The 14625-nt window shown below is 47.6% G+C and carries 20 protein-coding genes; 12 read left to right on the plus strand and 8 right to left on the minus strand.

Going from position 1 to position 14625, the window contains the following annotated elements; genetic code table 11:
• Positions 1-9: 9 nt before the first annotated feature.
• Complete coding sequence (locus EST55_RS05230; protein WP_129496742.1) at positions 10-1371, plus strand: DegQ family serine endoprotease; 1362 nt, start codon at positions 10-12, stop codon at positions 1369-1371.
• 70 nt (positions 1372-1441) lie between these two features.
• Positions 1442-2482, plus strand: a complete 1041-nt coding sequence (locus EST55_RS05235; RefSeq protein ID WP_198400868.1) for a trypsin-like peptidase domain-containing protein — start codon at positions 1442-1444, stop codon at positions 2480-2482.
• Between the two features lies 1 nt (position 2483).
• Here EST55_RS05235 and murA read toward each other — a convergent pair whose 3' ends face one another.
• From murA to EST55_RS05275, 8 genes are all read right to left on the minus strand, one after another.
• Positions 2484-3746, minus strand: coding sequence for a UDP-N-acetylglucosamine 1-carboxyvinyltransferase (murA, locus tag EST55_RS05240; protein ID WP_129496743.1), 1263 nt, complete (start codon positions 3744-3746; stop codon positions 2484-2486).
• A gap of 13 nt (positions 3747-3759) precedes the next feature.
• Entirely contained in the window at positions 3760-4014 is a 255-nt protein-coding gene (locus EST55_RS05245) for a BolA family protein (protein ID WP_088768917.1), read from the minus strand.
• A 37-nt stretch (positions 4015-4051) separates the two neighbouring features.
• The gene (locus tag EST55_RS05250; RefSeq protein ID WP_129496744.1) at positions 4052-4354 is read right to left on the minus strand and encodes an STAS domain-containing protein; all 303 of its coding nucleotides are present in this window, start codon (positions 4352-4354) and stop codon (positions 4052-4054) included.
• Positions 4354-5025, minus strand: coding sequence for an ABC transporter substrate-binding protein (locus EST55_RS05255; RefSeq protein ID WP_088768919.1), 672 nt, complete (start codon positions 5023-5025; stop codon positions 4354-4356). The genes EST55_RS05250 and EST55_RS05255 overlap by 1 nt, the downstream gene beginning before the upstream one ends.
• A 16-nt stretch (positions 5026-5041) precedes the next feature.
• Positions 5042-5509, minus strand: coding sequence for an outer membrane lipid asymmetry maintenance protein MlaD (mlaD, locus tag EST55_RS05260; RefSeq protein WP_126752012.1), 468 nt, complete (start codon positions 5507-5509; stop codon positions 5042-5044).
• Positions 5510-5511: 2 nt separating this feature from the next.
• Positions 5512-6291: a lipid asymmetry maintenance ABC transporter permease subunit MlaE gene (mlaE, locus tag EST55_RS05265; RefSeq protein WP_129496745.1), complete on the minus strand. Its 780-nt coding sequence runs from the start codon at positions 6289-6291 to the stop codon at positions 5512-5514.
• Positions 6288-7088, minus strand: a complete 801-nt coding sequence (mlaF, locus tag EST55_RS05270; RefSeq protein ID WP_100690832.1) for a phospholipid ABC transporter ATP-binding protein MlaF — start codon at positions 7086-7088, stop codon at positions 6288-6290. Before mlaF ends, mlaE begins: the two co-directional genes overlap by 4 nt.
• Positions 7089-7187: 99 nt before the next feature.
• Positions 7188-7775, minus strand: a complete 588-nt coding sequence (locus EST55_RS05275; protein ID WP_100690833.1) for a TetR/AcrR family transcriptional regulator — start codon at positions 7773-7775, stop codon at positions 7188-7190.
• A gap of 140 nt (positions 7776-7915) precedes the next feature.
• Here EST55_RS05275 and EST55_RS05280 point away from each other — a divergent pair, with 140 nt between their 5' ends.
• From EST55_RS05280 to EST55_RS05325, 10 genes are read left to right on the plus strand one after another with little or no spacing between them, the layout of a single operon-like run.
• A complete protein-coding gene (locus EST55_RS05280; RefSeq protein ID WP_129496746.1) occupies positions 7916-8893 on the plus strand; it encodes a KpsF/GutQ family sugar-phosphate isomerase in 978 nt (325 codons plus the stop codon).
• Between the two features lies 1 nt (position 8894).
• Positions 8895-9449: a 3-deoxy-manno-octulosonate-8-phosphatase KdsC gene (gene kdsC / locus EST55_RS05285; RefSeq protein ID WP_088768928.1), complete on the plus strand. Its 555-nt coding sequence runs from the start codon at positions 8895-8897 to the stop codon at positions 9447-9449.
• Positions 9446-10009 carry an LPS export ABC transporter periplasmic protein LptC gene (gene lptC, locus EST55_RS05290; RefSeq protein WP_088768930.1) on the plus strand — a complete coding sequence of 188 codons (564 nt, stop codon included), beginning with the start codon at positions 9446-9448 and terminating at the stop codon, positions 10007-10009. Before kdsC ends, lptC begins: the two co-directional genes overlap by 4 nt.
• Entirely contained in the window at positions 9978-10514 is a 537-nt protein-coding gene (gene lptA / locus EST55_RS05295; RefSeq protein WP_100690835.1) for a lipopolysaccharide transport periplasmic protein LptA, read from the plus strand. The genes lptC and lptA overlap by 32 nt, the downstream gene beginning before the upstream one ends.
• Positions 10515-10516: 2 nt before the next feature.
• Positions 10517-11242, plus strand: coding sequence for an LPS export ABC transporter ATP-binding protein (lptB, locus tag EST55_RS05300; protein WP_100690836.1), 726 nt, complete (start codon positions 10517-10519; stop codon positions 11240-11242).
• A gap of 21 nt (positions 11243-11263) precedes the next feature.
• Entirely contained in the window at positions 11264-12724 is a 1461-nt protein-coding gene (locus tag EST55_RS05305; RefSeq protein ID WP_100690837.1) for an RNA polymerase factor sigma-54, read from the plus strand.
• A gap of 26 nt (positions 12725-12750) precedes the next feature.
• On the plus strand, positions 12751-13038 hold the full coding sequence (gene hpf, locus EST55_RS05310; protein ID WP_053953073.1) for a ribosome hibernation promoting factor: 288 nt from the start codon (positions 12751-12753) through the stop codon (positions 13036-13038).
• A 3-nt stretch (positions 13039-13041) separates the two neighbouring features.
• Positions 13042-13512 carry a PTS IIA-like nitrogen regulatory protein PtsN gene (ptsN, locus tag EST55_RS05315; protein ID WP_100690838.1) on the plus strand — a complete coding sequence of 157 codons (471 nt, stop codon included), beginning with the start codon at positions 13042-13044 and terminating at the stop codon, positions 13510-13512.
• Positions 13503-14354 carry an RNase adapter RapZ gene (rapZ, locus tag EST55_RS05320; protein ID WP_088768938.1) on the plus strand — a complete coding sequence of 284 codons (852 nt, stop codon included), beginning with the start codon at positions 13503-13505 and terminating at the stop codon, positions 14352-14354. The genes ptsN and rapZ overlap by 10 nt, the downstream gene beginning before the upstream one ends.
• Positions 14347-14622, plus strand: a complete 276-nt coding sequence (locus EST55_RS05325) for an HPr family phosphocarrier protein (protein WP_088768939.1) — start codon at positions 14347-14349, stop codon at positions 14620-14622. Before rapZ ends, EST55_RS05325 begins: the two co-directional genes overlap by 8 nt.
• Positions 14623-14625: the final 3 nt, after the last annotated feature.

Here is a 14625-nt window from a genome sequence, read left to right on the forward strand (position 1 = left end):
ACTCTGATCATGAAGCGAGTCTTAGCCTTATTCAGTGCTCTTGTTATTGTTGCATCAACAGCCTTGAGCTCTCCAGCCAACGCCGGCATTCCATTTTTTGATAAAGACGACGAGCAACCAACACTTGCTCCAATGCTTGAAGAGGTCACACCAGCCGTTGTCAACATCTCAGTTAAAGGAAAGCGGGAAGTCCGACAGCGTCTACCCGATGCATTGCGCTTCTTCTTTGGCCCAAACGCCCCTCATGAACAAGTCCGTGAACGTCCATTCCAGGGCTTAGGTTCGGGCGTCATTATTGATGCTGAAAATGGGTATGTTGTTACTAATAACCACGTCATTGATGATGCAAGCGAAATTTTAGTCACGTTAAAAGACGGACGCGAGTTCGATGCCAAAGTGATAGGCACAGACGAGCGCTCCGATGTTGCGCTACTAAAAATTGAAAATGGAAAAAACCTTACCGAAATTCAACTGGGTAAATCATCGGAGCTACGAGTTGGTGATTTTGTTGTTGCTATCGGCAACCCATTTGGATTAGGGCAAACCGTCACGTCAGGTATTGTCAGCGCATTAGGTCGTGCCGGCCTTGGTATTGAAGAGTTGGAAAACTTCATTCAAACCGATGCGGCTATTAACAGTGGTAACTCCGGCGGCGCCTTGGTTACGCTAGATGGCAAGCTCATAGGCATTAACACGGCTATTTTAGGCCCTAACGGCGGCAACATCGGTATCGGTTTCGCTATTCCTTCAGACATGATGAACAACTTAGTTCAGCAATTGATTGAATTCGGCGAAGTCCGTCGAGGTGTTCTTGGCGTGCGCGGTAACGACCTCACTCACGATGTTGCACAAGCGCTGAATATTCCAGTTAACCGGGGTGCTTTTGTGTCTCAGGTTATTCCAGGAAGTGCAGCCTCGGACGCAGGTATTGAGTCGGGCGATGTGATTGTTGAAATTAACGGCCAATCCATTCGCTCATTCTCTGAACTGGGTGCATTAGTCGGTTCGATTGGCTCTGGTCAGGCGATTGAGCTTGGCATTATTCGCGACGGCGAAGAGATGACCATTGATGTCACTTTAGGCTCTCAGGATACTTCAGTAACTGCAGCTGCAATTCACCCGGCGCTTGAAGGGGCAACCTTAGCGGTGGCCAGTGGTCAACAAGGTATAGAAGTGACAGAGCTTGAGGAACGCTCTCCTGCAGCGCGTATTGGTCTTGAGGAGGGCGATATTATTCAAGGCGTGAACCGCAAGCGTGTTACGAGTGTCTCTGATTTAAGAGAAGCCATTGAAGACAAACAGGGCGTCATCGCTTTGAATGTCAAACGTGACGACAGCTCACTCTTCATTGTGCTGCGTAACGCTAACTGAGGTTGTGACATTGTAGTGGCATCAGTGCTATGCTGATGCCACCTAATAATAAATAAAAGGCGAGTAACGCGTGTCTCCAATACTACGGTTTTTGTTTCAATCGGTTGGTTTAGGCCTTGTCGTTGCCGCCATTGTGTTACTGACTCAACCTTTATGGAGTCAGAATAATTCCTTCCGACAGTCTCAGGACGACGTCATTTCGTTTAGTCAGGCGGTAAAAAAAGCCGCGCCAGCTGTTGTTAACATCTACAGCATGGGTGAAATTCAGGGCTCATACTACCAGCCTCAGTCATCTCGCGTTTGGCGGCTTGGCTCTGGCGTTATTATGGACTCAAATGGCTATATTCTGACGGCACATCACGTCGTCGACAATGTCGATAAGATTGAAGTGGCCCTTCAGGATGGGCGACGATACGCAGCGCAGCTCATCGGCAGTGACCGTTATACCGACCTTGCGGTGTTGAAAATAGACGCCAATAATTTACCCGTTATTCCGGTTCAGTCAAATCGTCGCGTACAAGTCGGCGATATAGTGTTAGCTATTGGTAATCCCTACAATATTGGCCAAACCATTACTCAGGGCATTATTAGTGCAACCGGCGGCCGCGTTGGCGTGAGTAACTCCTATTCCGATCTGATACAAATGGATGCCGTCATCAACCAAGGTGCGTCTGGCGGTGCATTAGTTAATACAGCCGGGGAACTCATCGGTATTAATAATGCTCGCTATAACTCATCATTCGACGATGGCGGAGAAGGCATTTATTTTGCCGTGCCCTACGCCACCGCTCAATCCGTTATGGACACATTAATTCGTGAAGGCGAAGTAGTGAGAGGTTACATCGGCATCACGGTTAACCCCAATTTTAGTGAGCAACAGTCATTATCCGGAATTTACGTTACTGGGGTGGAAAGAGGCAGCCCCGCTGCGTTAGCGGGCTTAAGACGTAATGACTTCATTGTTTCTATTGGTGGACAGCCGGTTCATTCAGCACCAGAGGGGCTTGATAAAGTCGCGAATGCTGAGCCCGGCGAAGCGTTAGAAGTTGAGTTTTACCGGGGAGAACAGAAAATGGTCACCACTGTCACCGTTGCTGCACTCCCCAAATAATCTACTTTTCGCTGACACGAACAATATCAGCGCCAAGCGCTTGTAGCTTTTTCTCAATAGATTCATAGCCACGGTCAATATGATAAATACGTTCAACCGTGGTTTCTCCGGTCGCTACCAGTCCGGCAATTACCAGAGACGCTGACGCTCGCAAGTCAGTACACATGACTTCAGCGCCCGTCAATTTATCAATGCCATGACAAATGGCTGTATTACCTTCAGAATCGACGTTGGCACCCATGCGTCTCAGTTCGGGAATATGCATAAACCGGTTTTCAAAAATCGTTTCACGAATATTAGCCGTTCCGTCAGCAATCGTATTGAGTGTACAAAATTGCGCTTGCATGTCCGTCGGGAAGCCTGGGTGGGGTGCGGTAATAATATTGACCGCTTTTGGCCGTTTAGGACTTTTTAACGATATCCAGTCATCACCTTTTTCAATGATCGCCCCGGCTTCTTCAAGCTTCTTAATAACCGCATCCAAGGCGGATGGATCCGTTTTCTCGCAGCGAACCGAACTGCCCGTTGCCAACGCCGCCACCAAAAACGTCCCCGTTTCGATACGGTCAGGCATGACGCTGTACTCGCCACCTGAAATCGTTTCAACACCGTTAATATAAATGGTGTCGTTACCAGCGCCCTGGACATCGGCCCCCAGCGCATTCAGGAAATTCGCCAAGTCCACAATTTCCGGCTCGCGAGCAGCGTTCTCTATGACCGTTTGGCCTTCTGCTAATACCGCCGCCATCATTAAATTTTCAGTGCCTGTCACACTGACCGTATCAAGCAGTATCTCAGCGCCTTTAAGACGCCCATCCACCGAAGCTTTTATGTAGCCATTTTCCACATCAATATGAGCACCCATTTTGCGCAGGCCCTCAATGTGCAAGTTGACCGGTCGAGCGCCTATTGCGCATCCACCGGGTAAAGAGACTTCGGCCTTACCTGTTTTAGCCAACAATGGACCGAGCACCAAAATGGATGCGCGCATCGTCTTCACCAGCTCATATGGCGCTTTAAAGTGATTGAGTGTGGTTGGATCAATACACACTGCTGTTTCACCCACCCGAGAGTGAGTGACACCAAGGCAATCCAAGAGCTCTAAAGAGGTATCCACATCGTGCAAGTTAGGCACATTTGAAAGTGTTACTTTATCGGATGGCAATACGGTTGCCATAAGAATAGGTAACGCAGCGTTTTTGGCACCAGAAATAGTAACGGTGCCGGACAACGTCTGCCCACCTCTGATTTTAAACTTATCCATCAACAGTCAAGCCTTAAGGCATCATCAGTTTTTTATCACGCGCCCAGTCATCCGGCGTGTACGCTTTTATGGATACCGCGTGGATTTCACCACTGGCAATATGAGGGTTCAGTGGTGCGTAAATAGCTTGCTGACGCTTCACTTTGTTCATGCTTTCGAACGCTTCACTGACGGCAATAATCTCAACATTGGCGCCGTCAACTTTAACGTAGAGTTCACTGAGATCGAGTGCGTCGTTGAGTAAGGTTTTTAACTGTTCTTCATTCATTTGTAATTTGACCGCTTATGTTCTGTTCAAAAGGCGACTAGCTTAACGAAAGCAGAGACTCAACGCCACTGACTGACGCAATTTGCTTCAATTGTTCAGAGGCACCGATGCATTTTAGTGGCGCCTTAGTGCCTTGCGTTGCTTTCATCACTTCCAGCAGAAACGCAACACCGGCAGTATCAATAACCTCAACCTGGCTAACATCAACAGACACTAACTGATCGCCAAGCCACTGTCCGCGGGTCTTCCACAAGGCCGGGACGCTGTTACGCGTCAGCGAGCCTTTAAAGGCAATAACACTGTCTTCTGTTCGACTCACCGATGCCTGTGCCGTGCTCATTATATTCCCTCAGCTGGATTATCAACTTCTTCGTCAGCTTTGATAGGTTCTTGCGCCTTTTGTTCAATAAGTTCAATTGTTTTATCAATGCCATTGGAGCGAATCACCGCAGAAATTTCACTTTGTTTGCTATTTAACAAACTAATACCTTCAACAACTAAGTCATAGGCCTTCCAGATATCTTCATCGCGATCATAACGAATACGAAAATCCAGGCGTATCTCAGGGCGTCCAGTTTCCTTAACCCGCGTTTTTACAACCGCCGTCCGTGCATCATCCGGAAGCTCTGCTGCGGGTTCAAAAGATACCGTGTGTTTGCTCTCATCGTACTGAGTAAAGGCTCTCGCATACGTCGCCACTAAATAGTCGTAAAAAGCACGATAAAAGGCTTCCCGCTGCTCTTGTGTGGTATCTCTTAAGTAGCGGCCAAGTACTTTTTTAGAAGCATACAAGCTATCCACATAAGGCATGAGCTCTTCTTTCACAATGACCTTTAAGTAATTTGGATCTTCATCAATTTTGGCTCGCTCGTTTTCAATCCGTTCAAACGTGACTTCGGCCACTTCTTTTAAGAGTTCATGCGGGTCGTCATTACGAATAAGTTCCGCATTTGCTGCTGAGCTCACAACCACCATGGCGACAAGCGCTAGCAGCCACTTTTTAAATGACATGATTGACTCCTTAATACTAATCATTGCCCTGACTAAATAAGAATTGACCAATTAAGTTCTCTAGCACTAATGCTGACTTGGTATCCGTAATTGAATCGCCGTCTTCAAGCATGCTGACGCTGTCATCAATAAAACCGGGTTGTAAGCCTAAATACTGCTCGCCCAGTAGCCCCGAAGTCAGAACAGAAACAGAGCTGGTCTCGGAAAATTCGTCGTATTCTTTGCTGATAGACATTTCAACTAACGGCTCGTAATAGTCTCCGGTCAATGAAATATTGGTCACTCGACCAACAACAACGCCCCCCACTTTCACCGGCGAACGTACTTTCAAGCTACCAATATTGTCGAATTTTGCATAAAGCGTGTAGGTTTCACCCGATGTGGTCATGGTGCCGCTGGCCGCTCGTAACGCAATAAAAAACAGCGCCAGCACGCCCAGTACAACAAAAATACCTACCCATAACTGTGTTTTTCTTGATTCCATGGTTACCCACCAAACATGATAGCTGTAAGAATAAAGTCTAGACCTAAAACGGCTAAGGACGCAGTCACAACGGTTGAGGTTGTCGCTGCACTAATACCTGCAGATGTTGGCACTGCCCGATACCCTTTGTATAGGGCTATCCAGGTAACAACAAAAGCAAAAACAATTGACTTGATGACACCGTTTAATAAATCATCCTGCCAGTCGACAGCTGATTGCATGACAGACCAAAACGCACCTTCGTCAACGCCAAGCCAACCCGACCCGACTAAGTAGCCGCCATAAATGCCGACGGCTGAGAACATAAGTGCCAGCAATGGCATACTAATTAAACCGGCCCAGAACCGCGGTGCGATAACTCTGCGTAATGGATCAACAGCCATCATTTCTAAGCTCGATAACTGCTCCGTCGCCTTCATTAACCCTATTTCTGCGGTCAACGCTGAGCCGGCCCGGCCGGCAAACAGTAGACCAGTAACAACCGGCCCTAATTCACGCAACAATGAGAGCGCCACCATTGGTCCTAGACTCTGTTCGGCACCGTAATCGACTAATATCGTATAACCCTGGAGTCCTAAAACCATGCCAATAAACAAGCCACTGACAATAATAATGACCATTGACAATACGCCAACGACATACATTTGCTTAATGAACAACGGCCAGGATTTGCGCGGTTGAGGCTTACCGATAATGGCGCTGACAAACATAGCTAAAGCAAAACCAATACCCGCCACGCTATCTAATACACGACGACCTATATTCTCTAAAAACTGGATCATTTATCGCCCCCCAGTAAGTCCGTCGTGAAGTCGTCATTGGAATAATGAAACGCCACAGGGCCATCTGCATTGCCTTGTAAAAACTGCTGAATAATATCGGTGTTGTTATTTCTCAGCTCGTCCGGCGTACCTTCACCAACAATTTTCTTATCCGCAATGACGTACGCATAATCAGCGATAGACAACACTTCTTTGACATCGTGAGAGACCACGATGGAGGTTAAACCTAAGGATTCATTCAGTGACTTAATCAGTTTCACGATCACGCCCATTGAAATGGGATCCTGCCCGGCGAAGGGCTCGTCGTACATAATTAATTCAGGGTCAAGAGCAATAGCCCGGGCCAGTGCCGCGCGTCGTGCCATCCCCCCGGATAACTCAGAGGGCATTAAATCTCTTGCTCCGCGCAACCCAACCGCTTCCAGTTTCATCAAAACAACACTGCGAATAATGTCTTCTGAAAGCTCGGTATGCTCACGCAAAGGGAAAGCAACATTGTCAAACACCGACATATCGGTAAACAACGCACCGCTTTGAAACAGCATGCTCATGCGTTTTCTAAGCTCATAAAGCTTGTCCCGGCTTAACTGGGGCACCTCTTCACCAGCCACTTTAATACTGCCTTTACTTGGCTTGAGCTGGCCGCCAATAAGTTTCAGCAGTGTAGTTTTGCCGATACCACTGGGGCCCATCACCGCTATCACTTTTCCTTTTGGCACGCTTAACGACAAACCTTTGTATAGCGGTCTGTTACCATGGCCAAAATGAACGTCTTTTAACTCAACTAACTGTGTCACACGCTTTCCTGTTTCTCTCGACCGCTAAGCTTCATTAAAGCTGAAGAGTATAACGGTTTCCGGTTACATCCTGCACCGTAATAATTGTTGCAAAGTTTATCAGTTACCGGTGTGGGTTTCCGTTAATTTATCGATTTGATTCAGTAAATATTCCGCAAATTGCTCTCTTTCAGTTACACACTGCTCGCATAAGTTCAATTGCTCGAACAATCGGGCGCCATGCACCGAGTAAAAAAGCATTCGTCCGACTTGCTCACCCAAATGCTGTTCCATCTGCTTTATGGTGTCGTTAACATGGCGCTTTAACGGTTCCAGCAATTCAGGGTTGCTCGCTGCAGCTGCCAGCATTCCACTTCCTAAACGGGCGCACTCAGCATCCGTATCCAAAGCGGCCAATAATATACTCTTGGGGGCTTTATTTGGGTCACTATCAAGACGCTTGAGATGCTCTTTTCTCAACGACTCAAAACGCTCAACACGACGCTGCAACATGGCTTGAAGCAAAGCGTCTTTATTGGCGAAGTGGTAAAGCAAACCGCCTTTACTGATACCGGTTTTCTGACTCAACGCATCAAACGTCAGGTGTGAAGCTCCCTCACTAGCAACTAAGCTATCCGCAGCATCCAAAATCAGCGCTTTGTTACTGGGGCGACCGACTTTGTTCTGAGAATCATTTTGGGTTTGCATACACAACACCTTTTCTAAACCGTCTGGTTGGTATAGTAATTAATTTTAGGCAAAATCGCAAGATTTCCGCCTTGGCGGTAGGCATAACCCAAACGAATAACGTATTATAGCCCCAGTAGACTTAAGATTGGGAAAAAGCAATGAAGCAAGTGACCCAGAACTTTCGCCAACTAGGGCAACAAGTCCTGGATATTGAGAAGCAAGCCATTGAAGGGCTTTATGAGTACCTCGATGATAACTTCGATGCGGCCTGTCAGACATTATTTAACTGCAAAGGCCGGGTTATTGTGACCGGTATGGGTAAATCAGGGCACATTGGCGGGAAAATAGCCGCCACATTGGCATCAACGGGAACACCATCGTTCTTCGTGCACCCAGGCGAAGCCAGTCACGGCGACTTAGGCATGGTTGCGGCTCAAGATGTGGTTATTGCTATTTCAAACAGTGGTGAAACGTCAGAGGTTCTGAACATTTTACCGGTGATTAAACGCCTTGGTGTGCCACTGATTGCCATGACAGGCAAGCCTGAATCCACTCTGGCTCGGCTTGCAGATACCCACGTGTGCATTGCGGTCGCTCAGGAAGCCTGTCCATTAGGTTTGGCGCCAACAGCGTCCACTACCGCAACATTGGTCATGGGAGACGCGTTAGCCGTCGCACTCCTAAATGCGCGAGGTTTTACCGCCGACGACTTTGCTTTGTCGCATCCAGGTGGCTCACTAGGAAAGCGCTTATTACTGCGCCTGCACGATATTATGCACACTGGCGAACGTATTCCACTGGTGTCAGAAACCGATATTATTCGTGACGCCTTATTGGAGATGTCTCGTAAAGGTCTGGGCATGACCGCAATTACAGATACTCACGGCCGATTAGCCGGCATTTTTACCGATGGTGATTTACGCCGTATTCTGGATAATCAGGTCGATGTGCACAGCACCTCTATTGCTGATGTGATGACGCGTTCATGCACGACCGCGAATGCGGATATGCTGGCTGCCGAAGCATTAAAACTAATGCAAGATCGCAAAATAAACGGACTGATTATTACCGACCATGAAGGTCGTCCTTGCGGCGCAATGAATATGCATGACTTACTGCAAGCGGGAGTTCTGTAACATGGAGTGTATTAATACCTGGTATGGGGACATTGAAAAGCAATTGTTTGAGCGCTTCTCAAAGGTTCGGCTGTTAATTCTCGACGTCGATGGTGTTTTTTCGGATGGTCGAATATACCTTGGCAACGATGGTGAAGAGCTGAAAGCTTTCCACACTCGGGACGGCTTTGGTATGAAAGCACTTAAGAATGCGGGCATACAGACAGCTGTCATCACCGGTCGCCAATCGAACATCGTTGAGCGTCGAATGCAGCATTTAGACGTGTCTGACATCTATCAGGGACAAGCCGACAAAACCCAGGCATATAATGAGCTTCTGACTCATCACGGCGTGAATGCTGAACAGACTGCCTATGTCGGAGACGACACACCCGATCTTCCGCTGATACAGCAAGCCGGCATTGGTGTTGCTGTAAAAGATGCACACCCTTCCATTCAACAGCAGGCTCAATACATTACCCGCTGTGCCGGTGGCTTTGGCGCGGTTCGTGAGGTGTGTGACTTGATTATGTTAAGTCAGGGACTTTTGCATGACGCCAAAGGAGCCAGTGTGTGAATTGGCGCATCGTCGGTATTATAGTTCTTCTGTTTGGTGCCGGACTATTGCTCGTTCTGCGCCCTTTTAGTGACGATGGCAGAGAAAGCGCTGCCACGGCGACCAAACTGATGCAGCCAGATTTTACCGCCTACGGACTTGAAACCAAAATATTTGAAAGTGATGGCGTCCTGGCGCATAAGATTCGCTCAGAAGAAATGGCTCATTACAACCAAATAGGTTTAACCGAGCTCAAGCAGCCTCAATACTCAATATTTTCGGAAGACGGCACAGAGACCTGGCAAGTCACCGCCGAGCAGGGTACCTTTTACGATGATAAAACGCTGATTCTGGAGCGTAGCGTTGAAATATTAGCATTGCAGGAAAGTTCTCCCATACAGCGCGTTATGACAGAATATCTGGTTATCGACTTAGCCAATGAATCAATGAGCACTGAATACCCGGTATTAATGCGAGGTCCGCAAGTGGAAGTTCGCGGAGATGGTTTAAGCGCCGACATGAGCGCAGAAATGATGGAGTTAAAACGACATGTTAAAACGGTTTTCCAGCCTAAGTCTTAGCTTTTTTGTGCTTATCGCATTGCCTTTGACGGCGATGGCGCAAGGAAAGGCTGACTTTAAAAAGCCGATGGAAGTCGAGTCAAGCCATGAGCAATTCGACATAAAAAACAATAAGTTAGTACTTACTGACAATGTTGTTATCCGTCAGGGCACACTACTTATTAAGGCGGACCGACTCGAAGCCTCTGCCAGCGAAAGCGGCGAGCAGGCGGACACCTTTATTGCAGAAGGTTCACCGGCAACCTACACGCAGACCCTGGAAAACGGCAACGATATTAGCGCTCAGGCAAATAAAATAACCTACTTCCAAGTCGAACAACGTCTCGAGCTCAGCGGGGACGCGAAAATCTCTCAGGGCACAAGCAGTTCAAGCGGTGATACGATCGTCTACGACTTAGCCGCACAGACGATCTCTGCAAGCAGCTCTGATGCCGATAACGGGCGCGTAATTACGATATTTACGCCGAAAACAAAAGACGACAAAACCGACAACGAGAACCCTTAATTATGGCCACCTTACGAGTCAAACATCTTGCCAAAAGCTTTAAGCGTCGTCAGGTTGTAAAGGACGTTAGCCTGGAGGTCAGTCAGGGCCAGATTATTGGGCTCTTAGGGCCCAATGGTGCGGGGAAAACAACGACGTTTTATATGATTGTCGGCTTAATCAACAGCGACAAAGGCCAGATTTTACTAGACAAAGACGACCTAACGTCTCTGCCAATGCATGAGCGTGCTCGCCGCGGAATTGGTTATCTACCGCAAGAAGCATCGATTTTCAGAAAGCTGACCGTGCGCGATAACCTGATGGCGATATTAGAAACCCGTAAAGAGCTTTCAGCGGACGCTCGCGAAGAACAGCTCGACTCGCTTCTTGAAGAGTTCAATATTGGTCATATTGCGAACAGTCTGGGGATGAGCTTATCCGGCGGTGAGAGACGTCGTGTCGAAATTGCCCGCGCCCTTGCCGCAGAGCCCACGTTTATTCTTCTGGATGAGCCCTTTGCAGGCGTCGACCCAATTTCGGTTATCGACATTAAGAAAATTGTTGAACATTTAAAGCAGCGTGGTATTGGTGTACTTATTACAGACCACAATGTCAGAGAAACCTTGTCCGTTTGTGAGCATGCGTACATTGTTAGTCACGGAGAACTTATTGCCAGCGGAGATGCAGAAAGTATATTATCGAATCAACAGGTTAAAGATGTTTACCTCGGTGAGCAGTTCACCCTTTAACGTGATACCGGGACGATAACCATGAGACAAAGTCTGCAGCTAAAAATTGGTCAGCAACTGACCATGACGCCTCAGTTACAACAAGCGATACGCTTGCTGCAGCTTTCTTCGCTCGACTTACAGGCTGAAATTCAGGACGCGCTGGACAATAACCCGTTACTGGAAGTTGAAAGCGAACAACCTCATGACGGTGACAGCACCGACTCCCCTCATTCGTCAAATAAAGACGACAGTCAGCGTGAAACCTCCGATGTTATAAAAACTCAGGAAATGCCAGAAGACCTCCCTGTGGACAGCACATGGGATGATACCTATTCATCGTCGACTCCTGCTACCGGAGCGGCCTCAAACGGCAAATCCTACGACGGTGACTATGAGGTGTACCAAGGCTCAACGAGCGAGTCTTTGCAAGACCATCTGATTTGGCAAATGCAACTGTCGCACTTTTCTGAAGAAGACACTGCGATTGGCGAAGCCATTATCGAAGCCATTGACGACAATGGTTATTTAACAACGAATATTGAAGACATTATTGAGTCTGTGCGCTTACCCGAGGTTGGCGAAGAAGAAGTCTGCATGGTACTCAAGCGCATCCAACACTTTGACCCAGTCGGTGTCGGCGCACGTACCGTCAGCGAGTGCCTGGCGATTCAATTACGACAACTGGACGACAGCACGCCGTTTAAGCTCGCTGCTATCACTCTGGTTAGCGAGCATATGGACTTGCTGGGCAACCGAGACTTCCGCAATATCCAGAAAAAGCTCAAATTAACCGAAAATGACTTACGTGAAGTCATGCGGCTGATTCAGCAAATGCACCCGCACCCGGGCGAACAAGTTGCTCAACAAGAAGTTGAGTACGTGATTCCTGACGTTGCGGTCATGAAAAAGAATGGTCGCTGGGTGGTCGAATTAAACCCGGATAGCGTACCTAAATTAAAGGTCAATGAAGAATACGCGGCACTGAGTAAAGCGGCGAAGTCCTCGGCAGACAGTCAGTACATTAAAAACCATACACAGGAAGCGCGTTGGTTTATTAAAAGTCTGGAGAGTCGCAATGAAACGCTGTTGAAAGTTGCCAACTGTATTGTTCAGCGCCAGCAGGGCTTTTTTGAGTACGGTGAAGAGGCCATGAAACCAATGGTACTCAATGATGTCGCTGAAGCCGTGGAAATGCATGAAAGCACCATTTCACGGGTAACAACGCAGAAGTTTCTGCACTGCCCACGAGGCATTTTTGAATTAAAATACTTTTTCTCTAGCCATGTCAGTACAGAAGGTGGAGGTGAGTGTTCAAGTACCGCAATACGTGCTTTAATTAAGAAGTTAGTCGCTGCAGAAAACCGTAGCAAACCATTAAGCGACAGCAAAATCGCTGAACTGATAGCCGAGCAAGGCATCAAAGTAGCGAGGAGGACAATTGCGAAGTATCGGGAATCACTGAATATTCCCTCATCGAGTCAACGCAAGAGTCTTTTATAACTTGTAAACTGCAGAAGGAAGACGTTATGCAAATTAATCTTACTGGTCATCATATCGATATCACTGAGTCTCTACGTGAGTATGTGGACACAAAATTTGCTAAGTTAGAGCGCCATTTTGACCATATCACCAACGTTCACGTCATCCTTAATGTTGAAAAAACGAATCAAAAAGCGGAAGCTACCGTGCACCTGAACGGCGGCGAGATTTTCGCTGACTCTGTTCACGATGATATGTACGCAGCCATTGATGGTTTAATCGATAAGCTTGACCGTCAGGTTATTAAACACAAAGAAAAAATGAAAAAGCATTAGTCCATGCAAATAAGTGAGTTGTTAAGCCCCGACTGCACCAGGTGTGCAGTCGAGGGTGCAAGTAAAAAGCGGTTATTAGAAACCATTAGCCAAATTGTCGCGCCAAAACTGTCAGGCATTACTCGTCATGACATTTTTGAAAGCTTGGTTAACCGTGAACGCTTAGGAAGTACCGGTATTGGTTTAGGTATTGCTATTCCTCATGGGCGACTCGCTAAAGCCAGCCATCCGGTTGCGGTGTTATTGACGTTAGACGAGCCAATCGAGTTTGACGCGATTGATAACCAACCTGTGGACATTATTTTTGCGCTGTTAGTGCCAGAGTCAGAGCATGAAAATCATTTGCAGACATTAGCAGCCGTTGCCCGTCGCATGAATGACAAAGACTGCACCCGCGCGCTTCGGAACGCTGAAAGTGACAACGCACTTTATCAATTATTTATTGGGGAAGGTGAAGATAAGCCATGCAACTGATTATTGTCAGTGGTCGCTCGGGATCGGGTAAAACTATCGCCCTTCGAGTACTCGAGGATCTTGGCTTTTACTGCGTCGACAACTTACCCATTAGCCTACTTCCCACGCTGGTTCATGCGGTCATGGAGCAGTATTCAAAAATTGCCATCAGCATTGACGTTAGAAACCTGCCCGAACATTCGGAAGAGCTGCTTGACTCGCTAAACTTTTTACCCAAAGGGGTTGAACCAGAAGTACTGTTCATTGATGCCGACGACAACACCTTACTGAAGCGCTTTGGTGAAACACGCCGTTTGCACCCGCTCTCACAAAAGGAGTTACCTTTAGTTGATGCGCTTCAGGCAGAACGGAAGTTGCTCGAACCAATTATGGAGCGCGCCACCTGGCGCCTGGACAGCAGCGACTTATCGTTACACCAGTTAAGTGAAGAAGTGCGCGAGCGTGTGCTCGGCCGAGCAGACAAAAAACTGATTATCGTTTTTCAGTCTTTTGGTTTTAAGTATGGACTGCCGAAAGACGCTGATTTTGTATTTGATGCACGCATATTACCAAACCCGCACTGGCAACCTGAACTGAAGTTGCTAACCGGCTTAGATGCAGACGTACAGCATTATTTTCGCCAACAGCCGTTGGTCACGAAGTTTGTCTATCAGCTCGAAAACTTTTTAGGCACTTGGCTGCCTCACTTTCAACGCAGTAACCGCAGCTATTTAACGATTGCGACAGGCTGTACTGGTGGGCAGCATCGCTCCGTTTATATTTCACAGCAGTTAGCGGAGCGCTTTGAACAAAAATCAGTGAAAGTTCAGGTTCGTCACCGGGAGTTAAAGCAGCATGAGTAAAGCTTGCAAGACGCTTGTTATACGCAATAAACTGGGCCTTCATGCTAGGGCTGCGACCAAACTTGCGCAGCTCACACAGTCATTCAAGTCAGAAATTACCGTTCAGCAGGGTGAACAATGCGTTAACGCTGCCAGTGTTATGTGCTTAATGCTGCTCGCCAGTCAACAAGGTAAGTCGGTCGAAGTTTGTGCCGAAGGCGATGACGCAGAAGACGCATTAATAGCGGTGAGCGAATTGTTCGAAGATCGCTTTGAGGAAAACGAGTAACCA

Origin of the sequence: Idiomarina sp. 29L (assembly GCF_004123135.1) — a bacterium.
Taxonomy (GTDB): domain Bacteria; phylum Pseudomonadota; class Gammaproteobacteria; order Enterobacterales; family Alteromonadaceae; genus Idiomarina.